The 19,018-nt window shown below is 71.4% G+C and carries 21 protein-coding genes and 1 pseudogene; 8 read left to right on the forward strand and 14 right to left on the reverse strand.

Annotation, left to right across the window (positions count from 1 at the left end):
* Positions 1-34: 34 nt before the first annotated feature.
* From O3Q52_RS27225 to O3Q52_RS27235, 3 genes are all read right to left on the reverse strand, one after another.
* A complete protein-coding gene (locus O3Q52_RS27225; protein ID WP_269651368.1) occupies positions 35-382 on the reverse strand; it encodes a hypothetical protein in 348 nt (115 codons plus the stop codon).
* A gap of 334 nt (positions 383-716) precedes the next feature.
* The gene (locus O3Q52_RS27230) at positions 717-983 is read right to left on the reverse strand and encodes a DUF397 domain-containing protein (protein WP_269651369.1); all 267 of its coding nucleotides are present in this window, start codon (positions 981-983) and stop codon (positions 717-719) included.
* The gene (locus O3Q52_RS27235; protein WP_269651370.1) at positions 964-1,806 is read right to left on the reverse strand and encodes a helix-turn-helix transcriptional regulator; all 843 of its coding nucleotides are present in this window, start codon (positions 1,804-1,806) and stop codon (positions 964-966) included. Before O3Q52_RS27235 ends, O3Q52_RS27230 begins: the two co-directional genes overlap by 20 nt.
* A gap of 115 nt (positions 1,807-1,921) precedes the next feature.
* On the opposite strand from O3Q52_RS27235, the gene O3Q52_RS27240 reads away from it, so the two are divergent.
* Together O3Q52_RS27240 and O3Q52_RS27245 are read left to right on the forward strand one after the other, a co-directional pair.
* Positions 1,922-2,146 carry a hypothetical protein gene (locus O3Q52_RS27240; protein ID WP_269651371.1) on the forward strand — a complete coding sequence of 75 codons (225 nt, stop codon included), beginning with the start codon at positions 1,922-1,924 and terminating at the stop codon, positions 2,144-2,146.
* Entirely contained in the window at positions 2,143-2,343 is a 201-nt protein-coding gene (locus tag O3Q52_RS27245; protein WP_055616380.1) for a hypothetical protein, read from the forward strand. The genes O3Q52_RS27240 and O3Q52_RS27245 overlap by 4 nt, the downstream gene beginning before the upstream one ends.
* Before the next feature lie 84 nt (positions 2,344-2,427).
* Here the strand turns inward: O3Q52_RS27245 and O3Q52_RS27250 are convergent, their stop codons facing one another.
* The 4 genes from O3Q52_RS27250 to O3Q52_RS27265 all read right to left on the reverse strand — a co-directional run bounded on the left by O3Q52_RS27250 (position 2,428) and on the right by O3Q52_RS27265 (position 5,782).
* Positions 2,428-2,916 (reverse strand): MarR family winged helix-turn-helix transcriptional regulator, encoded by a 489-nt coding sequence (locus O3Q52_RS27250; protein ID WP_269651372.1) that lies wholly within the window; start codon positions 2,914-2,916, stop codon positions 2,428-2,430.
* A 101-nt stretch (positions 2,917-3,017) separates the two neighbouring features.
* Complete coding sequence (locus tag O3Q52_RS27255) at positions 3,018-3,605, reverse strand: hypothetical protein (protein WP_269651373.1); 588 nt, start codon at positions 3,603-3,605, stop codon at positions 3,018-3,020.
* Positions 3,606-3,678: 73 nt separating this feature from the next.
* Positions 3,679-4,662 carry an N-acetylmuramic acid 6-phosphate etherase gene (gene murQ, locus O3Q52_RS27260; protein WP_269651374.1) on the reverse strand — a complete coding sequence of 328 codons (984 nt, stop codon included), beginning with the start codon at positions 4,660-4,662 and terminating at the stop codon, positions 3,679-3,681.
* Between the two features lie 202 nt (positions 4,663-4,864).
* A complete protein-coding gene (locus O3Q52_RS27265) occupies positions 4,865-5,782 on the reverse strand; it encodes a MurR/RpiR family transcriptional regulator (RefSeq protein ID WP_269651375.1) in 918 nt (305 codons plus the stop codon).
* A 223-nt stretch (positions 5,783-6,005) separates the two neighbouring features.
* Here O3Q52_RS27265 and O3Q52_RS27270 point away from each other — a divergent pair, with 223 nt between their 5' ends.
* Together O3Q52_RS27270 and O3Q52_RS27275 are read left to right on the forward strand one after the other, a co-directional pair.
* Complete coding sequence (locus O3Q52_RS27270) at positions 6,006-6,431, forward strand: hypothetical protein (RefSeq protein ID WP_269651376.1); 426 nt, start codon at positions 6,006-6,008, stop codon at positions 6,429-6,431.
* A complete protein-coding gene (locus tag O3Q52_RS27275; RefSeq protein WP_055613941.1) occupies positions 6,428-6,703 on the forward strand; it encodes a DUF4031 domain-containing protein in 276 nt (91 codons plus the stop codon). The genes O3Q52_RS27270 and O3Q52_RS27275 overlap by 4 nt, the downstream gene beginning before the upstream one ends.
* Before the next feature lie 37 nt (positions 6,704-6,740).
* On the opposite strand, the gene O3Q52_RS27280 is transcribed toward O3Q52_RS27275, so the two are convergent.
* The 3 genes from O3Q52_RS27280 to O3Q52_RS27290 all read right to left on the reverse strand — a co-directional run bounded on the left by O3Q52_RS27280 (position 6,741) and on the right by O3Q52_RS27290 (position 9,914).
* Positions 6,741-7,841 carry a GNAT family N-acetyltransferase gene (locus O3Q52_RS27280; protein WP_269651377.1) on the reverse strand — a complete coding sequence of 367 codons (1,101 nt, stop codon included), beginning with the start codon at positions 7,839-7,841 and terminating at the stop codon, positions 6,741-6,743.
* A gap of 18 nt (positions 7,842-7,859) precedes the next feature.
* Complete coding sequence (locus O3Q52_RS27285) at positions 7,860-9,125, reverse strand: Cmx/CmrA family chloramphenicol efflux MFS transporter (RefSeq protein WP_269651384.1); 1,266 nt, start codon at positions 9,123-9,125, stop codon at positions 7,860-7,862.
* Positions 9,126-9,233: 108 nt separating this feature from the next.
* The gene (locus O3Q52_RS27290) at positions 9,234-9,914 is read right to left on the reverse strand and encodes a hypothetical protein (protein ID WP_269651378.1); all 681 of its coding nucleotides are present in this window, start codon (positions 9,912-9,914) and stop codon (positions 9,234-9,236) included.
* Positions 9,915-10,135: 221 nt separating this feature from the next.
* On the opposite strand from O3Q52_RS27290, the pseudogene O3Q52_RS27295 reads away from it, so the two are divergent.
* A pseudogene (locus tag O3Q52_RS27295) lies at positions 10,136-10,408 on the forward strand (hypothetical protein); the annotation flags it as partial.
* Positions 10,409-10,504: 96 nt separating this feature from the next.
* Positions 10,505-11,194, forward strand: coding sequence for a copper homeostasis protein CutC (locus tag O3Q52_RS27300; protein ID WP_269651379.1), 690 nt, complete (start codon positions 10,505-10,507; stop codon positions 11,192-11,194).
* A 112-nt stretch (positions 11,195-11,306) separates the two neighbouring features.
* Here O3Q52_RS27300 and O3Q52_RS27305 read toward each other — a convergent pair whose 3' ends face one another.
* The gene (locus O3Q52_RS27305) at positions 11,307-13,439 is read right to left on the reverse strand and encodes an AAA family ATPase (protein WP_269651385.1); all 2,133 of its coding nucleotides are present in this window, start codon (positions 13,437-13,439) and stop codon (positions 11,307-11,309) included.
* Between the two features lie 339 nt (positions 13,440-13,778).
* Between O3Q52_RS27305 and O3Q52_RS27310 the strand changes: the two genes are divergently transcribed.
* On the forward strand, positions 13,779-13,967 hold the full coding sequence (locus O3Q52_RS27310; protein ID WP_143639669.1) for a hypothetical protein: 189 nt from the start codon (positions 13,779-13,781) through the stop codon (positions 13,965-13,967).
* Positions 13,968-14,119: 152 nt separating this feature from the next.
* Here the strand turns inward: O3Q52_RS27310 and O3Q52_RS27315 are convergent, their stop codons facing one another.
* The gene (locus O3Q52_RS27315) at positions 14,120-15,763 is read right to left on the reverse strand and encodes a DNA repair helicase XPB (RefSeq protein WP_269651380.1); all 1,644 of its coding nucleotides are present in this window, start codon (positions 15,761-15,763) and stop codon (positions 14,120-14,122) included.
* A 304-nt stretch (positions 15,764-16,067) separates the two neighbouring features.
* On the opposite strand from O3Q52_RS27315, the gene istB reads away from it, so the two are divergent.
* Positions 16,068-17,369 carry an IS21-like element helper ATPase IstB gene (gene istB, locus O3Q52_RS27320; RefSeq protein WP_269651381.1) on the forward strand — a complete coding sequence of 434 codons (1,302 nt, stop codon included), beginning with the start codon at positions 16,068-16,070 and terminating at the stop codon, positions 17,367-17,369.
* On the opposite strand, the gene O3Q52_RS27325 is transcribed toward istB, so the two are convergent.
* Entirely contained in the window at positions 17,347-17,592 is a 246-nt protein-coding gene (locus O3Q52_RS27325) for a hypothetical protein (RefSeq protein WP_269651382.1), read from the reverse strand. The two genes, istB and O3Q52_RS27325, sit on opposite strands and share 23 nt — an antisense overlap.
* A gap of 458 nt (positions 17,593-18,050) precedes the next feature.
* Positions 18,051-19,018: helicase-associated domain-containing protein (locus tag O3Q52_RS27330; protein ID WP_269651383.1), on the reverse strand; the 968-nt coding region annotated here is incomplete at its 5' end.

Consider the following 19,018-nt stretch of genomic DNA (forward strand, 5'->3'; position numbering starts at 1 on the left):
ACACTGCAGGCCCATCACAGACGGTGACCAACCGTCAGGCCGTCACCGTCACACCCCCACTAAATTCGAAGACCCCGTAAAGTCCGTACCAGCTCTGTGAATACCGGCCCGCCGTGAATTCGGCCCTGGCGCTTGAGTTGCGACCGATGCTTGCTCCAGCGCCCGCGTTGTTCCAGTTGCTGCGTCCGGTGTCGAGGAATCCGACCCAGGTGTCATTGATGCCGACGGCCTTGACGTTGAAGCTCCGGCTCGGCATGCCGCCGTCGTAGTAGTCGGCGTGGGCGGCCGTCGTCCCGGTGACGGCAAGAGCCGTGGTCAGGGCCGTGGTCAGGGTGGTGCAGGCGACCCATCTCGCTGTGGTCCGTGCGTATTTGTGTGTCAAAGAGTTTCCCCGTACTTGTTTTCGCGGGCAGTGGTGAGTTGCCCGCGCATGGTCGTGGATTCGCAGCCGGGGCATGGGTGATCAGTCCATGTCCCCCGGAAACGGAGACCGTTGGGAGAAGTGGCATATGCGGATTCCGGTTCCGCACGAATGCAGGGCCGAGTCTTCCCCCGTGTCTCGGCAGGCCACGTATGCGTGATGTTATGAGCGGAACTGATTGTGGTCAACGGTAATTGCGAGGCAACTGACCCTTATAGTGCGAGAGTTGAAAGAAAACGACCCGGAGCCGAGGGATTGGCTCCGGGTCGTCTTGTGAGCTGAGTGTGGGTGCGGGTTAGTCGTGCTTGAGATTTTCGACGAAGGCCGTCCACGCCTCGGCCCGGAACGCGAGCGCCGGGCCGTTGGCGTTCTTGGAGTCACGGACGGGGATGAGGGTGGGGTTGCCGTCGGCGACCTCCAGGCAGTCGCCGCCGCTGCCGCCGCTGTAAGTCGACTTGCGCCAGCGGGCGACTTCCAGACAGTCGCCGCCCTCGCCGCCGCTGTACGACGACTTGTGCCAGGTGGCAGTGCTCAGGTCGTACTCAGGGGTGCTCTTCTCCATGTTCGTAATCCTGCGCCACCGATTCGATCAGGGCCAGGGATTCTTGCGGCGATAGTGCTGTGCCCTTGAGTAGGTCGTGGGTGAGTTGGTGACGGGCGACCGTTGCTGGATCGTCCTCCAGGTGCCCCGTACTTGGTCCTTCGACGAAGGCGAGCGTGGGTGCGTCCTCGAAGTCCATGAGCTTGAAGGCGCCGGTCATGGACGCATGCGCGCCTGCCCCGAACGGCAGTACCTGCACGATGATGCGGTGCTCGCGGATCAGCGCCGCCACGCGGTGCAGCACCTCCGCCATCACCGCCGCGCTGCCCACCTTGCGGCGCAATACCGCCTCGTCCAGAACTGCCCACAACAGCGGGTCTGTTGGATCGTCGAGCAAACGGGCGCGTTCCAGCCGGGCCGCCACCAGACCGTCGATCACGTCTTCCTTGGCGGTCGGCCGGTACGCACGGAACACCGCCCTTGCATACGCCTCCGTCTGGAGGAGCCCTGGGATCAGTAGGGGCGCGTACTCCCTGATCGCCCCCGCAATCGCCTCCGCCTCCGCCGCCTCCGCGAAGTGGTCCGGGTACTTGGACCGGTTCACCGCCTTGCAGTTGCGCTCGAAGAAGCCGTTCGTGCCGAGTATGTCGTCGAGCTTCGATGCCATGTCCGGTTGGACGCGGCGCGTGCCCGCCTCCAACTGGCCGATGAACGAACCGCTGACGAACAGGGACTGGCCCAGTTCCTCCTGGCTGAGGCCGGTCGCCTCGCGGGCGTGGCGGAGTTCGGCGCCCAGCAGCGCACGAGGTGACGAGGACGGGTCAAGATCCTTCGGGCCTGCCATGCGCAACTCCCTGTCCCACAGGTGGGGTTGTTGGGGCGCTGTCTCTGGCCAGGTTAGAGCCGTGATGGCCACGCTGTGTGGTGAACGTGAACACTCAGAGTGGAGGCAGGGCGCGATGGAGATGACGTCGAGTGAGCGGGTGCGGTCGTCGGAGGAGGCGGTGGCGTGCCTTCGGGCGGCCCTGGAAGGGGCGGGCGTCGCGCTGCCGTCGCTGGGCGTCGACCCGGTGACGGCGGCCACCGGCGAACCGTACGCACTGGTGGAGCTGGGGCGCTGCAACGTACGGACGGCGGTTCGGCTGGCCGACGCGCTTCGCGGGGCGCCGGGTGGGGACGCGTGAGCCGGGAGTACGCGGTCGACCTGCGCGACGGGCGGGTCGGGCAGGTCATGGGGCGCGAGGGCGGATACGTACAGCTGCGGCCCGTGGGCGGTGGGCGGGAGTGGGACTGTCCGCCGGAGGCGGTGGGCGAGGCTCCGGTGGGGGAGGTGCTGCGGGCGCGGGTGCGGCGGCTCAACTGGGAGGGGCGGCTGCCGTGACCGGCCTAAGGGCTGGTCGGCGGGGCTACGACCAACTCCGTGTTCGGGTCGTGGTCGGTCCGCGGAGGGCCGGCGTGGGTGCGCCTAGGCCTCGCCGTCCGCGGGGTACGCGAACCGGGTCAGCAGGTCCGTCAGCAGTTCGCGCTCGCCGGGCGCCAGGTCGGTGACCAGGCTCTCGGCCAGTGGCGCCGCCCCCTCGTGGGCCGCGTCGAAGAGCTCGACGCCCTGAGGCGTGATCTCCACCGCCCGCACCCGCCGGTCCCCCGGAACGGACTTGCGCACGGCGAGACCCTTGCGCTCCAGGTCGTCGACGACCCGCATGATCCCCGCCTTGTCCGTCCCCGTCGCCGCCCCCAGGTCCCGCTGCACGGTGGGTCCGCGGTCGACGAGCACGATCAGTACGGCGAAGTGCCGCAACTCGATACCGAGCGGCCGAAGCGCCTCCGACATCACCGCGGCCGCCCGCCAGTGCGCCTGCCGCAGCAGCAGCCCGAGAGCGAAGGGCGAGGTGTCGCCGGGGCGATCGGTCGCACGCGAGGCGGCGGTGGCGGGGTGGGGAGCGTCGGCGGTCATGGGGGCATGCTACCGCTGTCAATTCAATCGATACGGTATCGATTGAAACGATGTCCGGGTGCCCGTGGTGCTCCTCGCCCCGAGCATGGCCTACCGACCGGCTAGATGTTCCCCATCGGCTCGATGTCGATCTTCACCGGGGTGCCCCAGATGCGCAGCACTTCATAATCGGTGAACTCGTGGACCAGCCGGTAGGCCATGCTCGGGCGGGGGCCCCGGCGCTGGGCGGCGAGGTAGAGCTCCGCCTCCTGTTTGTCGCGGCGGGGGGTGCCGCAGAGCTGCCAGGTCTGGCCGGTCCACAGCTCGGGGAGCCAGCGCTGCTGGGGCTGGGGCCGGTCGCCCCGTACGCCGTAACGCGACTTCGTGCGCTCCACGATCTCGTCCGGGGCGGTCGGACGGCCCTGCGGGAACGAGTCGTTGACCTTCGAACGGCGGGCCAGGCGGCGCCGGGTCTCGCAGAGCAGGCACAGGTCCGGGGCGTCCTGGTCGACCGGGCCCGTGGGGTGCTCCGCGCAGCGCGTGGTCGGGGCCGTCGTCGTGACAGTCTCCTCCAGCAGGTCGAGGGCCCGCTTCAGGTCGGCCTTCACCTCGTGCAGTTTCGCGTCCTGCGTGTCGGAGGACAGGGCGTCCCCGTGCTCGCCGAGTACGCGCAGGGCGCGACCCAGAGCGGTCAGTTGCGCGTGGTTCACGGTTTGGCGTCCCTTCCTTTTGGCTCCTCCACCCTCGCATGTCCCACTGACAGTCCGGGGAGAGCCAAAAGACTCAGAGGCGAGGTGCCGCTGCCAGGGCCGCTCTCAGGTGGCCGTCGGATTCCTCCAGGAGGCGGGTCGCCGTCGGGCCGTCCACGTTGCCCAGGATGGTGAGGATGGCGTTCTTGACCTCGCCGTCAGTTGCGGCGAGGGCCGCCTCGATCTCCTCGTCGGAGGCGCCGGTGGCGAGCGAGACGATACGGCGGGAGCGGGCGCGCAGCTTCTCGTTCGAGGCGCGTACGTCGACCATCAGGTTCCCGTACGTCTTGCCCAGGCGGATCATCGTGATCGTCGAGAGCATGTTGAGGACGAGCTTCTGTGCCGTACCGGCCTTCAGGCGGGTGGAACCGGTCAGCAGCTCGGGGCCCACGACCACCTCGATGCCGTGGTCGGCGGCCGCCGCAAGGGCGCTGTCCGCGTTGCAGGACAGACCGACCGTGAGGGCACCGAGCGCCCGCGCGTGCTCCACGGCACCGATCGCGTACGGCGTGCGGCCCGAGGCGGAGACGCCCACGACCACGTCGTCCGCCGTGAGGTCCAGGGCGGAGAGGTCCTCCACGGCCAGCTCCGCCGAGTCCTCCGCGCCCTCGATCGACGTCGTCATCGCCGCCGGACCGCCCGCGACCAGGCCGACGACCTCGGACGGGTCGGTGTTGAAGGTGGGCGGGCACTCGGACGCGTCCAGCACCCCGAGCCGCCCGGCGGTACCGGCGCCCGCGTAGACGAGCCGCCCGCCCCGCCCCATCCGCTCCGCGATGGCGTCGATCGCCGCCGCGATACTCGGCAACTGCGCGGCGACCGCGCCCGGCACGGTCGCGTCCTCCCCGTTCATGAGCTTCGCGATGTCGAGCGTGGGCAACTGATCGATCTCGGACAACTCGGGCCGAAAGGCCTCGGTGGTCAGGCTCTCCAACTCGGCCCGCACATCACGAAAGCCGGAGCGCGGGGAACGCGAGGAGTGGGAGGGGGCGTCGGTGGCATCGGCGCTGGAGGTCATGTGCGACGGCTCTTTCTGGTACGGGGCGTTCTGGTGCTGGGTTGTCTGGCGCGAGGCCTTCGGCGGCTGGACTTTCCGGTGCCGGGGCGCCTGGCCTTTGTCTCTTAGGGGCGCGGGACTGTGACATGTGCGGCTCCGCCGCGTGGGCGCGACCAGCCCCCAGGCACCCGCAGCCGAAGAGCCCACCGGCCTCGGTCTGCGGCTATCGAGGTGTGTTCCGGTGGCGATGGGCCAACGCCTCGTACGACGCCGACAACGCGGGCGCCGCGGTCTCGTACGTCCGCTGCGCGACCCCGATGAACAGGCAGTCCACCACCAGCAGCTGACTCGTCCGCGAGGACATCGCCGCCGGCCGCAGCTCGCTCTCCCGAGCCGTGGACGTCGTGAGGATGTGATCCGCGTACTGGGTCACGGGACCGTCCGGACGCCCGGTGATCGCGACCGTCGTGGCCCCGCGCTCGAACGCGACCCGCAACGGCTCGATGACATCCCCCGTCGACCCGGAGTGCGTGATCGAGATCGCCACGTCCTTGGCGCGCAGCTGCACGGCGTTCGTCACCGCGAGGTGCGGGTCGCTGTGCGCCTGCGCTATGAGTCCGATGCGCAGGAGCTTCTGCGTGAGGTCCTGCGCGACGAGGCCGGACGCCCCGACGCCGTACACGTCGATGCGGCGGGCGGCCGCGAGGGCGGCGACCGCCGCGCCGAGCTGGACCGTGTCCAGCCCGGCCGCCGTGTCGGCGAGCGTCTGCTGTTCGTCGTACGCGAGCTTGGCGACCACGTCCGCGATCGGGTCGTCGACCGCGATGTCGGCCGTCACGGCGGGGGCGCGGCCCGACTGCTGCTGGGCGGCGAGCCCGGCGAGGGCCAGGCGCAGGTCGCGGTAGCCGGGGTAGCCGAGGAGGCGTGCCGTACGGACGACGGTCGCCTCGCTGGTACCGGTCAGTTCCGCGAGGCCGGTGACCGTGAGGGCCGCGCAGCCGGCGGGGTCGGCGGCCACGGCCTCGGCGACGCGCTGCATGGAGCGGGTCATCGACGGGGCGAGTGTGCGGACCTTGGCGGCGAGGGCCGCGGGGGCCGGCGGGGTTTCGCCCGCGAAAATTTCCTTCACTTCGTGGGTCACGTATGAAAGATATTTTCGCTTTGGGGGAGGGGTCAAGGGGAGAGGGAGCGGCTGGGGCGGTGGTGTTTTCGGCTGCGGGCGCGTGGGGGCTGGTCGCGCCCACGCGGCGGAGCCGCACATGTCACAGTCCCGCGCCCCTGAAAGATTGCGCAGTTCCCCGCGCCTCTTACGAGGCACAGGCGGGACCCGGGACCGCGCTGCCCGGGTGGCGCACAATGGACGTATGGATTCTCCGCCCTCCCCCCATCCCATCAGCCCCTTGGAGCAGGCGTTGCACGCGGCGCGGGCGCTTGTGCTTGCTGATCTTGCGGCCGGTGAGGTTGCCGAGCCGGATGTCGTCTCGTTCGTCGAGGAGTCGGTGGTGCAGCGGCGCTGGTGGGTGGAGCAGTGGCCGGAGGGGGTCGACTACGTGGCGGGGCTCGTCGCCCAGGACGTACAGGACGCGCTGCTTGAGCGGCACGGGCGCTGGCCGCTGTGTCCCGTCTGCGGTGCCGGTGACCCCCACGCCCTGGAAGTGGAGCCGGAGTTGGGCGCAGACCCGCACTGGGTGTGCCACAAGGCGGGAGTGAAGGTCTCGGCGGTGGGCGCGCTCCAGGCGGCCGGTGGCGGGACCGGCGGCGTGAGCGACGGGGGGACGCCCTCCTCGTGACCGTCTACATCGACCCGCCCGACTGGCCGGGGCACGGCCGCATGTGGTCCCACCTCGTCAGCGACGTCTCGTACGACGAACTCCACGACTTCGCCCGTCGGCTGGGCGCCCCCGCGCGGGCCTTCGAGCGCGATCACTACGACATCCCCTCGCACCGGTACGAGGACGCGGTCGCGGCCGGAGCGGTGGAGGTTCGCAGCCGTGAGGTGGTGCGGCTGCTGCTCGCTTCCGGGCTGCGGAGGCCCAAGGGGCGTGCCGTTCCCGGGAGTTGACGGGCGCGATCGCACTCCGGCAGCAACCGCGCGGCGATCAGCCCCGCAGCTCGTACGCGTACTGCTCCCCGTCCTCTCCCTGCCCGTCCCCGTCCCCGTCCGCCCCGCTCACCCGGGTGAAGCCCGCGCGGGACAGCACGCTCTGGGAAGGTGCGTTGACGCGGTCCACCGTCGCGAACAGGGACGTGACGTCGTCGCGGGTCAGGGCCCAGGCGGACAGGGCGCGCAGGGCCTCGGCCGCGTAGCCGTTGCCGCGGGCGGACTCGGCCAGGTCGTAGCCGACCTCGGCGCGGCCCTCCTCGTCAGGGGAGCCGTGGAAGCCCATGCCGCCGACCGCGCGGCCGTCCTCGCGGCGTACGAGGACGAACAGGCCGAACTCCGGGCGGTGCACCCCGGCCTCGTACGCCTTCGTCACCATTCCGGCGGCGTCCCGCGTGCCCTCGAAGGGGCCGTCCTCGGTCCACTCGAAGCCGCCGGCGCCACCCGTGCGGAGGTCGGCGGCGGCCGCGGGGGTGACGCCCTGGAGGGTGAGGCGGTCGGCGGGGATCACGAGGTTGTTGTTCCAGCGCCAGTCGGTGAGGGGCGCGCGGCCGGGCAGGTCACCGCGGCCCGTGGCCCACAGGAGGGTCCGCCAGGGGTCCGAGTCGGGGGCGGGCCGGACGTGCGGGAAGATCCGCGTCAGTACGTCGTCGCAGAGCGCGGCCGGGGCCTCGTACGGGATGCCCAGACCCTCGGCGATGTCGTGCGTGTGCGCGAGCACCTCGGTGACGCCCATCGCGGCGAAGCCCTCGCGGTTCGCGCTGCGGAAGGGGTACGGGTGGAAGGCGCGGGCCTCGCGCGGGGCGGTGCGGACGGCGGCGGCGAGCAGGGTGCCGGTCGCCTCGACGACCTGGAGGACGTCCTCGGGGCTCTCGCACTCCTCGAAGGTGATGTCGAACGGCACGTAGCGGTCGGTGGGGCGGCCCGCGATCTGCCCCGCGTACGCGATGAGGTCCGACGCGATGTGCTCCGCCGTCCTACGGCAACTCCAGTCCAGGCGGCCCGCCTTGACGCTCCAGTCCCGGTCGGCCACCTTCCGCAGTGTTGCCACCGCGTCCGTGACGGCCTCTTCCACCTGATCCCCACCCATAGCCCGCATGCCGGTGAGAATAGGTGATCAGTTCGCCGAACGAGACTGATTAATCGGCTCGTTGGGGGCTGTGGCTGTGGCTGTGGCTGTGGCTGTGGCAGCGGAGGCGGAGGCCGGGGCTCCGGCGGTCACCACTCGTGAGGCCGCCGTACGCCGGTGCAGGCGCAGCGAGACCGCTGTCACCGCGCCCGCCGTGACCGTCAGGGCCGCGCCCGCCCAGGCCGGGGAGGCGAAGCCGAGGCCCGCGTCGATGACGGCGCCGCCGATCCAGGGGCCGCCGGTGTTGCCGAGGTTGAACGCGGCCGTGGTGGTGGCACCGGCCAGGGTCGGGGCCCTGCCCGCGACGTTGAACATCCGGGCGTTGAGCGCCGGGGCCGTGTAGAAGGCGGAGACACCGAGGAGGAAGGCGAGGGTGACGGCGGCGACGGCGTACTGCCCGAGCAGCGCCAGCGCGACGAGCAGTACGGACGAGGCCGCGATACCGGAGAGCAGCACCCCGAAGAGGTGCGCGTCCGCGATCCGGCCCCCGATCATCGTGCCGATCAGTGCCCCGACGCCGAACAGCCCGAGCACCACGGGCACCCAGCTGTCGTCGAGCCCGGAGACGTCCGTCAGCAGCGGCGCGAGATAGCTGAACGCGCAGAAGACACCGCCCGCCGCGAACGCGATCAGCGAGATGGAGAGCCAGACCTGCCGGTCGCGGTAGATCCGCAGCTCCCGCCTGAGCTGCGGCTTCTCGTCGGGGAGCGGGATACGGGGGATGAGCGTGGCCACTCCGACCAGCGCGACCGCGGAGGCCGCGCCGACCGCCCAGAACGCCGAACGCCAGCCGAGGCTCTCGCCCAGGAAGGCGCCCGCCGGGACACCGAGGACGTTCGCGATGGACAGGCCGCCGATCATCACGGCGAGGGCGCGGGCCCGGGCGTTCACCGGGACCATGGCGATGGCCACGGCCGCGCCGACCGCCCAGAACCCGGCGCACGCCAGCGCGCTCACGACACGGGACGCGAAGAGCACGGCGTAGTTCGGGGCGAGGGCGCCCGCGATCTGGCCCACCCCGAAGACCGCGATGAGCGAGATCAGGGTCGTACGGCGGGGCATCCGGAGCGTCGCCACGGCCAGCAGCGGCGCGCCCACCACCATGCCGACGGCGAAGGCGGATATCAGGAGCCCCGCGCGCGGAATCGACACGTTCATGTCGTCCGCGACGGCCGGCAGCAGGCCGGAGAGCATGAACTCGCTGGTGCCCAGGGCGAAGACGGAGAGCCCGAGGACGTAGACGGCCAGGGGCATACGGGTGCGGGTGGCGGTGCGGGTGGGCGTGGCGGAGCCGGCGCTCGTGGGGACGGGCATATCAGGTGCCAACCTCAAGGACGGGCATGTCATTCCATCGGCTGCCGTTCAGCCCGTCAACAGGCCGAGCTCCGACTCCAGGTTCCGGCGTGCCGGACCCTCCCATTCCCTTGTCCCGTAAGGGGTGTGGAAGAGGCGGGGCAGTTCCAGAAGCTGCCGCAGAATCGCCGCGCGGCCCTCGCGGAAGGCCTCCGGCGGGACGAAGGCGTACTCCTCGCGGACGGCGGCCGTGTAGGCGGCGTACGCGTCCGGGGACGCGGCGAGGATCGCCAGGTCGGCGTCGCAGAGGACCTGGCCGTTGGCGTCGTCGTCGGCCGGGGCGTGCGTGACGGTCAGGCGGACGAGGCGGGCGACCTCCGCCGTGCCGGCCGCGGAGACACCGGCCTCGGGCAGCGCACGCTCGGCGAGCCGCGCCGACCGCTCCTCGTTCTCGGACCGGTCCGGCAGATAGACCGCGTCATGGAACCACGCGGCCAGCCGCACCAGGTCCACGTCCGCCGCGTACTCCTCGTGCGCCTCCAGCACATCGATGTGGTCCAGCACCGCCGCCAGATGATCAACCGTGTGATACCGCCGCTGCGGCTCCGACCAACGGGAGATGAGGTTGTCGGCGTAGGGGGCGGGGTCCGGTCCGTCGTCCGTCCCGCGGCTCGCCCGGAGGGTACGGACCCAGCGGGCGCGCAGGGCGGCAAGCGGGTCGGCGGTATCGGCGGTGTCGAGGTTTGCCATGGGGCCATTCTCCGCCGGTCCGCTGTCCAAGTCCCGGGGCCCCTCAGCGCCCCTTCAGGGGCGCGGGGAACTGCGCGACCAGCCACCAACCGGCCCGCAGCTTTCCACGACCGTACGACCCCACCCGCCCCCGCGGAGCACCTGGCGTGGATCCATGACTGCCGCAGACACGCACCCCGTACGCGATCCGGAACTCCCCGGCCGTCTCCTGGCCGCGGAACGGGACGCCCGGAGCGTGCGCGGGTGCCCAAGTCGGCCCCGCGCTCGACCTGTTGGCGTGGATCACCCGCGACCGGGGGCGGCCCGCCCTGCACGCCGATCTCGACGACCTGGACGAGCCGCTGCTGCTCGGCGCGCCCTCGGGCGACCGGCCGCCCGCCCGTTACATCGGCGACGCGGCCACCCTCGTACGGCTGCACGCGGGGCGCCCGCTGACCGGGACGCGGTACGAGCTGGCGGGGGCGACGGAGGCGGAGCTCGATCTGTTCGGCTGAGCCCCGGCGGACCGGTCCCGGTCCGTCGGTCCGCGGCGGCTAGCGCGTAGGCTGACTATTGGACTAGACCTGTAGCCGCCCGAGGGAAGAGGTCCTATGAGTGAGCGTGCAGTCCTGGAGGTGATCGCCCTCGGTGTCGAGGACGCGGTCGCCGCCGAGACCGGAGGCGCGGATCGGCTGGAGCTGGTCACCGACATGGCCGCCGACGGGCTGACCCCGCCGGTCGGGACCTTCGCGGGGATCAGGGCCGCCGTCGGCATCTCGCTGCGAGTGATGCTGCGCCTGGCCGACGGTTTCGAGGCCGGGGACGTACGAGCACTCGTACGGGCGGCGCGGGAGCTGCGGGACGCCGGGGCTGACGAGTTCGTGCTCGGGTTCCTGGACGAGACCGGGGAGCCGGACCTGCCCGCGCTGGAGGCGGTGCTCGCCGAGCTGGACGGCTGCCGCTGGACGTTCCACCGGGCGATCGACCGCGCGGCCGACCGCGACGCGCTGCGCAAGAGCCTCGCCGACCTGCCCGGCCTGGACGCGTACCTCACGGCGGGGTCGGCGGAAGGCGTGGACGAGGGCCTGACCACGCTGCTGGCGGAGGCGGCCCGCCGCGGCGAACCGGGGTACGAGCCGCAGCTCCTCATCGGCGGCGGCCTGCGCCTCGACCACGTACCGCGGCTGCGGGCCGCCGGTGTCGACGCCTTCCACATCGGGGGAGCGGCCCGGCCCGGCGGCTGGGACGTGCCGGTCTCGGCGGCGGCGGTACGGGAGTGGCGGACGGCGCTGGACGTGTGAGCGCTCTGCGCTCCGCTGGGGTGCGGATATTCGTCTGCGGGCCCCGTGGGGGCTTGTCGCGCAGTTCCCCGCGCCCCTATGGGGCGCGGGCGGGGGCGCGGGCCCGGGTCTGTCAGCTCTCTGATCGGTCCTGTGACAACTGGGGTGGCAGTGGTGCCGCGTGTGTGACGATCAGGCCCGAGACCGCTCGGGTCAGGGACACGTACAGGCGGCGCAGGCCGGTGCGTTCGTCCGGTTCGCCATCGACGACGGCCCGGGGTTCGTCCAGGACCACGTAGTCGTACTCCAGGCCCTTGGCGAGCGAGGCCGGGACCAGGGTGAGGCGGGTGGTGAGGGTCGTCTCCTCGCCGGGGGCGAGGTGGGTGAGCCCGGCCGCCGTCAGCGCCTCGGCCAGCGCCGGCACGCGCGCGTCGGCCGCGATCAGGCCGACCGAGCCCTCGTTGCGCAGCAACTCCTCGCAGGCGGCGACCACTTCGGTGTCCGCGAGGTCCGCGGTGGCCGGGCGGACCTCGAAGAAGCCCGGGTTCTCGCGGACCGACGCCACCGGGGTCAGGCCCGGTGCGATGTGGGGGAGGAGCCGGGACGCGTACGTGATGACGTCCGTCGGCACGCGGAAACCGGCCGTCAGCTCCTCGACGACCGCGTCCCCCTTGCCCAGATGGGTCAGCGCCTCCTCCCAACTCCTGGTCGCCCAGGGCGTCGTGCCCTGCGCCAGGTCCCCGAGCACGGTCGCCGAACCGGTCGTGCAGCGCCGCCCCACCGCGCGGTACTGCATGGGGGAGAGGTCCTGCGCCTCGTCGAGCACCACATGTCCGAGGGAGTGCGTGCGCTGTACGAGGTCGGTGGCCTCGTCGATCAACACGGCGTCCGCGGCGGCCCACTTGGCGGATTTCACCGACCGTGCGGGTTTGCTCCAGAGGATCGTCTTCTGCTCGTCCTCGGTGAGGATGCCCTCGGCGTGGGTGGCCAGGAAGTCGGCGTCGGAGAGCAGGCGCAGCACGAGCTTCGCCGGGTCGACCGGCGGCCAGACCTCCTTCACCGCCGCCTTCACCGCGGTGTTGCGGGCCACGGCGTCCTGCACCCGGTCGTCCGGGGCCTCGCCCGACCGCTCCATCTGCACCAGCACGGCGTGCGCGATGCGCTGCGGAAGGGCCTCGCGGGCGGCGCCGTACCGGATGTCCCGGTCGAGCAACTCCCGGACGATGACTTCGAGTTCGTACGCCGGAACGCGCCAGCGCCGGGAACCGCGCACCACCACGACCGGTTCGACGGGCATGGTCACGTGCGAGCGGACGGCCCGGCGCAGCACCTCGGCCATCCGCGCGTCGCCCTTGACGACCGCGGCCGCCGCCTCGTCCGTGCCCCGCACCTCCACATGCGCGACGAGGTCGTCGACCGTGGCCTGCTTGACCTCCAACTCGCCCAGCGCGGGCAGCACTTGCTCGATGTAGTGGAGGAAGGACGCGTTCGGCCCGATGACCAGGGTGCCCGTGCGGGCGAGCCGGTCGCGGTGGGCGTAGAGGAGGTAGGCGACCCGGTGCAGGCCGACCGCCGTCTTCCCGGTGCCCGGACCGCCCTGCACACAGACCGAGCCGCCGAGACCGGACCGTACGATCTCGTCCTGCTCGGGCTGGATCGTCGCCACGATGTCGCGCATCGGGCCGACGCGCGGGCGCTCGATCTCCTGCTGGAGCAGCTTGCTGGTGGCGGCGGCCCCCGGTGAATCAGTGGGGTCCGAGAGGTGCTCGTCCTCGTACGCGGTGAGGTCGCCGGCCGTGTAGCCGAAGCGGCGGCGCAGGGCGATGTCCAGCGGGTTCTTCTTGGAGGCCCGGTAGAAGGGCTGGGACACCGGGGCACGCCAGTCGATCACCATCGGGTCCCCGTCGGCGTCGTGCACGTGCCGGCGCCCGATGTAGAAGCGCCCGCCCGTCTCCCACCGCCGCCCTTGCAAGAAAGGCGCTTCGCGCCCTTCTGACTCCTCCGCGCCCTCGGCCCGGTCGGCGCCCGGGGAGTGCAGATAGTCGAGGCGGCCGAAGAAGAGCGGGGTGTGCGAGAGGTCCGCGAGGGCCTTGACGCGCTCCTCGATCTGGCGCGTGAGGACCTCCGCGTTGACCCAGTTCGCGGTGACGTCCCGGATGTCGAGCGACTCGACGTCCTCGCGCATCGAACGGAGGGCGGCGCGGGAGTGGGTGAGGTGGGCGCGTTCGCGGGAGAGGGGGTCGCCGGACGAATCGGGGACCGACATGGTGGAGTCGGACGGGGTGGACACGGGTGATGCCTCCGGGGCCTGGAGCCTGTCGCGTGGGTGTGCCTCATCGCCGTATGGCGGGGCTGTCGCCGTATGGCCGAGCTGTGTGCCGACCGGTTTCCGTCCGGGCGGCGGCACTCCGCGAGGGAGGCGGGCAAGAGCGGAGATTTTAGGCGAGAGGGAGCGGCGGAGGCCAACCATTTATCGCGGCGTCCCCTAGGGGACGCGGTCCCCCTCCCTACGGGGGACGGCTCACTCCGGAGTCGTACGAGGCGACGACGGAGGTTCGGTCCACAGGCCGATGAAAGCGGAGGGAGGAAATTCCACTATGGATACATGAGCACAGCGACCTTCACCCCAGCCCCCGTCAGTCCCGGCCCACCCCCGGGAGCCACCGCCCTCCACGGCAGCCACCGCCACCGCCTCGGCGACACCCTCCGCGCCATCAAGGTCTTCGCAAGCGCCGCGATGGGCGTGGTCCTCCTCGGCGAGTATGAGGAGGAAGCAGGCGTACGCCGCCGGTAAGCACGCCTGCGCCCTTCAGGGGCGCGGGGAACTGCGCGAGCAACCAACGACGGCCGGCACGTGGTGAACCGGCCTCGGCCACGGGCTTTCAGGGGCGCGGGGAACTGCGCGACCAGCCCCCACCGACCCGCACCCTCCCGACGAACCCCCGCTCAGCTGTCCGCAAGCAACTCATCCGCATCCACGATGCGATACGCGTACCCCTGCTCGGCCAGGAACCGCTGTCGATGCGCCGCGAAGTCCTGATCGATCGTGTCCCGAGCCACAACCGAGTAGAAGTGCGCCTGGTGCCCGTCGGCCTTCGGCCGCAGCACCCGCCCGAGCCGCTGCGCCTCCTCCTGCCGGGACCCGAACGTCCCCGACACCTGGATCGCGACGGTCGCCTCCGGCAGGTCGATCGAGAAGTTCGCCACCTTGGACACCACGAGCACACTGATCTCGCCCTGCCGAAACGCCTCGAAGAGTTTCTCGCGCTGCGCGTTCGACGTCTCACCCTTGATGACAGGCGCGTCCAGGTGCTCGCCCAGCTCGTCGAGCTGGTCGATGTACTGCCCGATGACAAGGATCTGCTGCCCGGCGAACCGCCGCACCAGCGCCTCCGTCACCTTCCGCTTCGTCACGGTCGTCGCGCAGAAGCGGTACTTCTCCTCCGTCTCGGCGGTCGCGTACGCGAGACGCTCGGCGTCCGTGAGATTGACGCGGACCTCCACGCAGTCCGCGGGCGCGATGTACCCCTGCGCCTCGATCTCCTTCCAGGGAGCGTCGAACCGCTTCGGGCCGATCAGTGAGAACACGTCCGACTCACGGCCGTCCTCCCGCACCAGCGTGGCCGTCAGGCCCAGTCGCCGGCGCGCCTGCAGGTCCGCCGTGAACTTGAAGACCGGCGCGGGCAGCAGATGCACCTCGTCGTAGACGATCAGACCCCAGTCGCGGGAGTCGAACAGCTCCAGGTGCGGATAGACACCCTTCCGCTTCGTCGTCAGGACCTGGTACGTCGCGATGGTGACCGGGCGGATCTCCTTCCGCGTACCGCTGTACTCCCCGATCTCCTCCTCGGTCAGCGAGGTCCGCTTCACCAGCTCGTGCTTCCACTGCCGGGCGGAGACGGTGTTCGTGACGAGGATCAGGGTCGTGGCCTTCGCCTGGGCCATGGAACCGGCGCCGACCAGCGTCTTTCCGGCGCCACAGGGGAGTACGACCACCCCTGAACCGCCGTGCCAGAAGTTCTCCACGGCCTGCTTCTGGTACGGCCGCAGGGCCCAGCCGTCCTCGGCCAGCTCGATGGGGTGCGCCTCGCCGTCCACGTACCCGGCGAGGTCCTCGGCCGGCCAGCCGAGCCTCAGCAGCGTCTGCTTGATCTGGCCGCGCTCGGAAGGATGCACGGCGACCGTGTCGGGGTCGATCCGGGCGCCGACCAGCGGAATGACGCGCTTCGAGCGGAGGATCTCCTCCAGCACGGGCCGGTCGGTGGTCGTGAGGACGAGCCCGTGAGCCGGGTCCTTGGACAGCGTCAGCCGCCCGTAGCGGTCCATCGTCTCGGCGATGTCGACCAGCAGCGCGTGCGGCACCGGATAGCGGCTGTACTGCACGAGCGCGTCGACGACCTGCTCGGCGTCGTGCCCGGCGGCGCGCGCGTTCCACAGCCCGAGCGGTGTCAGCCGGTACGTGTGGATGTGCTCCGGCGCTCGCTCCAGCTCCGCGAAGGGCGCGATGGCACGACGGCACTCGTCCGCCAGCTCGTGGTCGACCTCCAGGAGCAGCGTCTTGTCGGACTGGACGATGAGTGGACCATTCACGCGTGCGTCCCCTTCTGCACAGCTGTGCGGTGTGCACGGCCAAACGTCCAGTGTGCCTGATCGTCCACGCGGCACGCCTCGAACCGGGCGACGCCCCGTCCTGTCCTACTGGATGTCTATTCATTCCAATGAGTGGTGGGAATTCAGATTTACGGCCGCGGACCCGAAGAATGGCGATCCCCGCAGGTCACTGCCCCAGGTCACCGCCCAGGGAGAGCCACCGTTGTCCGCACCCGGTCACAGCCACATCCACGCCCCGCCGCACGCGCCCCCGCCGGCCTCACCGACTGCTCCGCTGCCCGTCGTGTCCCAGCCGTCCACGACGCTCGGGTACGCGCTCTTCGCCACCCGCTGGCTGCAGGCCCCGCTCTACTTCGGGCTGGTGGCCGCGCAGGGCGTGTACGTCTACAAGTTCTTCAACGAGCTGTGGAATTTAATCCTCCGGTGCGTGACCGGACAGGCGAACGAGACGTACGTCATGCTCGCCGTGCTGAAGCTGGTCGACGTCGTCATGATCGCGAACCTGCTGATCATGGTGATCGTCGGGGGGTACGAGACCTTCGTCTCCCGCATCGGTCTCCAGGGCCACCGCGACCAGCCGGAATGGCTCTCGCACGTCAACTCCAACGTCCTGAAGGTGAAGCTCGCCACCGCCATCGTGGGCATCTCCTCCGTCCACCTGCTCCAGATGTTCGTGGACGTGCACCACACCTCGCAGCACGCGCTGCTGTGGGGGACGGTGATCCACATGGCCTTCATCGCCTCGGCGGCGATCCTGGCGTACATGTCGGGGCCGATGGCGGAGCACGGGGACCGCTCGCACAAGGGGCACGGGCCGGTGCAGGGGCAGGGCGGAGCCGACGGGGGGTACTCCGCCTCGGCGTCCGTCCCGGCCGAGTTCTCGACCTCGGCGGCGGCCACGCGCGCCCCGGTCCCGAGCCCGGTCCCGGTCCCGGTCCCGGCCCAGTCGACGGGCTCGTACCTGTCCTCGTCCGAGCCCTACGACTCCTACGACCCCCACGAAACGGGGGCCGAGACCCGGATCCGTGCCGCGCGCTTCCCGTCGCGGAAGCAGTTGGAGGAGTTCGACGAGGATCATCCGCGGGACTTCGACCGGGAGGTGCTGGCCCGGCTCGGCAAGCTGGACTTCGTCGCCGCGCGGCGGAACGTGGTGCTCGTGGGGCCGCCCGGAACCGGCAAGACGCATCTCGCCGTCGGCCTCGGTGTGCGGGCCTGCCAGGCGGGTCACCAGGTGCTGTTCGCGACCGCCGCGCAGTGGGCCGCGAGGCTGACGGAGGCGCGGGCGGCCGGGCGGCTCGCCGAGGAGCTGGCCGCGCTGGACGCCCACCCGCTGCTGATCGTGGACGAGGTCGGCTACACCCCGTTCGACGCGGACACCGCCCACCTCTTCTTCCAGCTCGTCGCGCACCGCTACGAGCGGTCCTCGCTGATCGTGACCGGCGACCGCCCGCTCGGCCGCTGGGACGAGATCTTCGGCGGCGCCGCCCCCGCTATGGTCGACCGCCTCGCGCACCACGCGGAGATCGTCCGGCTCGAAGGGGACAGCTACCGGATGCGCCGGGCTACTTCAGCGTGGGCAGAGTGATGTTGTTGACCAGCGGACCTTCGACCGTGACCCCCTCGGTGACGAGCGGTTCGACGGCGGCGACCGGGATGGGCAGCGGCAGCGCGGGCTGCGCGGCGGCGGCCTGCGGGGCGAGCACACCGACGATCGCGGCCGAGGCGAAGAGCGTGGCGGTGGCGGCGGTACGGATCGCGGCACGGGTCGTGGCATGGGTCGCGGTGCGGGTCCGGAGCGTGGAACGCATGGAGTTTCTGAAGCCTTTCTGATGCTGCTGAGCGGGGGTGGGGGCCCTCGGAGGGGACGGGCCGGACGGGATGCCGAGTCCGGCCCGCGGGGCGTGCTGGGCGTGCGAGGGCGGCCTCAGAGGGTCAGGCCCCCGCCGAGATCGACACCGATCGCGGCGGCCTGTGACGCGAGTGCGCCGAGCAGCGCGGCGGTGCCGATCAGAACGGTGGCGACACGGCGAGCAGTGCGCATGGGACTACCTCCTGGTTGTGCGATCGGGCGGATGCCTGATCAGGACGTCCAGTGGCTGCCCCGCGACTCGCGCCGCGATGCGGGAGGTCCTCGAAGGTCCCTCATGGGTGGGAAGCGTCCGGCGTGGCGTGCATGAACCGCCGCGTACACCCGGACGAGTGAGACGGGGGACGGACCTCCGGCCGAGGGGGTGCGGCTTCCGGCCGGGACGGCCTCAAGCCTGTCTCAGGCCTGCTCGTCCGCCAGCTCCGCGACGCCCGTCACGCGGTGCAGCGGGTAGGTGCGGACCTCGTCCGCGGTGTGGTCGTACGCCGTCACGAAGCCGCCCTCCACCTTGATCGGGGCGATGACGCGCTGGCTGGCGGAGCCCTCGGCGTTGACGTACCCGATCCAGAGGGTGTCGCCGGTGAGGACGGCGGCCTGCATGGTGGCGAGGGTCTCGGCGGAGGTCGTGCGCGGGAGCGTGCCGTTGCGGCCCGGAGCGGCGGAGGTGGGCTTGTGCGGGGTCGTGGAGGCCAGGTCGCCCGCGCGGATGGCCCGGATCGCGGCGCCCAGCAGGGTGGTGTCGGGGGACGGCGGACCGTCCGGGACCGGCTCGGGCGCCGTGCGCGGGGGCGTGCGATGGGCGTGCGCGCGGGTGATCAGTACGTCGCCCTCGGCGGACCCGGCGGCCGGTGCGAAGCCCATCGACCGCAGCCCTCCGAGCAGCGTCGCCGGGTCGGCCTGCGCGGCCAGCACCGTGGGCGCGAGACGGCGCAGGCGCAGCCCCTGGGAGCGCTTGTCGGCGATGATCTCGTTCAGCAGGGCGTCGTCGTCGCAGCGGACGTACGCCGACGCCGAGCCGATCCGCAGATGGCCGTGTCTGCGCGCCACGTCGTCGATCAGGTAGGTGAGCGGCTGCGGAACCGGCGTACGGGAGTGCTCGGAGAGGAAGGCGTGCAGGTCCGAGGCCGAGCGGCCCGCGTCCAGGGCCCGGCGGACGGAGCCCGGTGTGAAGCGGTACACCGTCGCCCCGCCCTTCGACTCCACGTCCGCGAGGACGTCCAGGGTGTCCGCCAGCGGGCGTTGCAGCGGGCCGGGGGCCACCGCCGTCAGGTCCGCCTGGAGGAGGACGTGGTCGAGGGGCTCGGGGAGCAGGGGCGCGAGCAGCTTGCCGGCGCGGGCGGCGGCGGAGGCCGGCTCGGCGGCCGAGC

Source organism: Streptomyces sp. ActVer (assembly GCF_027270795.1).
Lineage (GTDB): Bacteria > Actinomycetota > Actinomycetes > Streptomycetales > Streptomycetaceae > Streptomyces > Streptomyces umbrinus_A.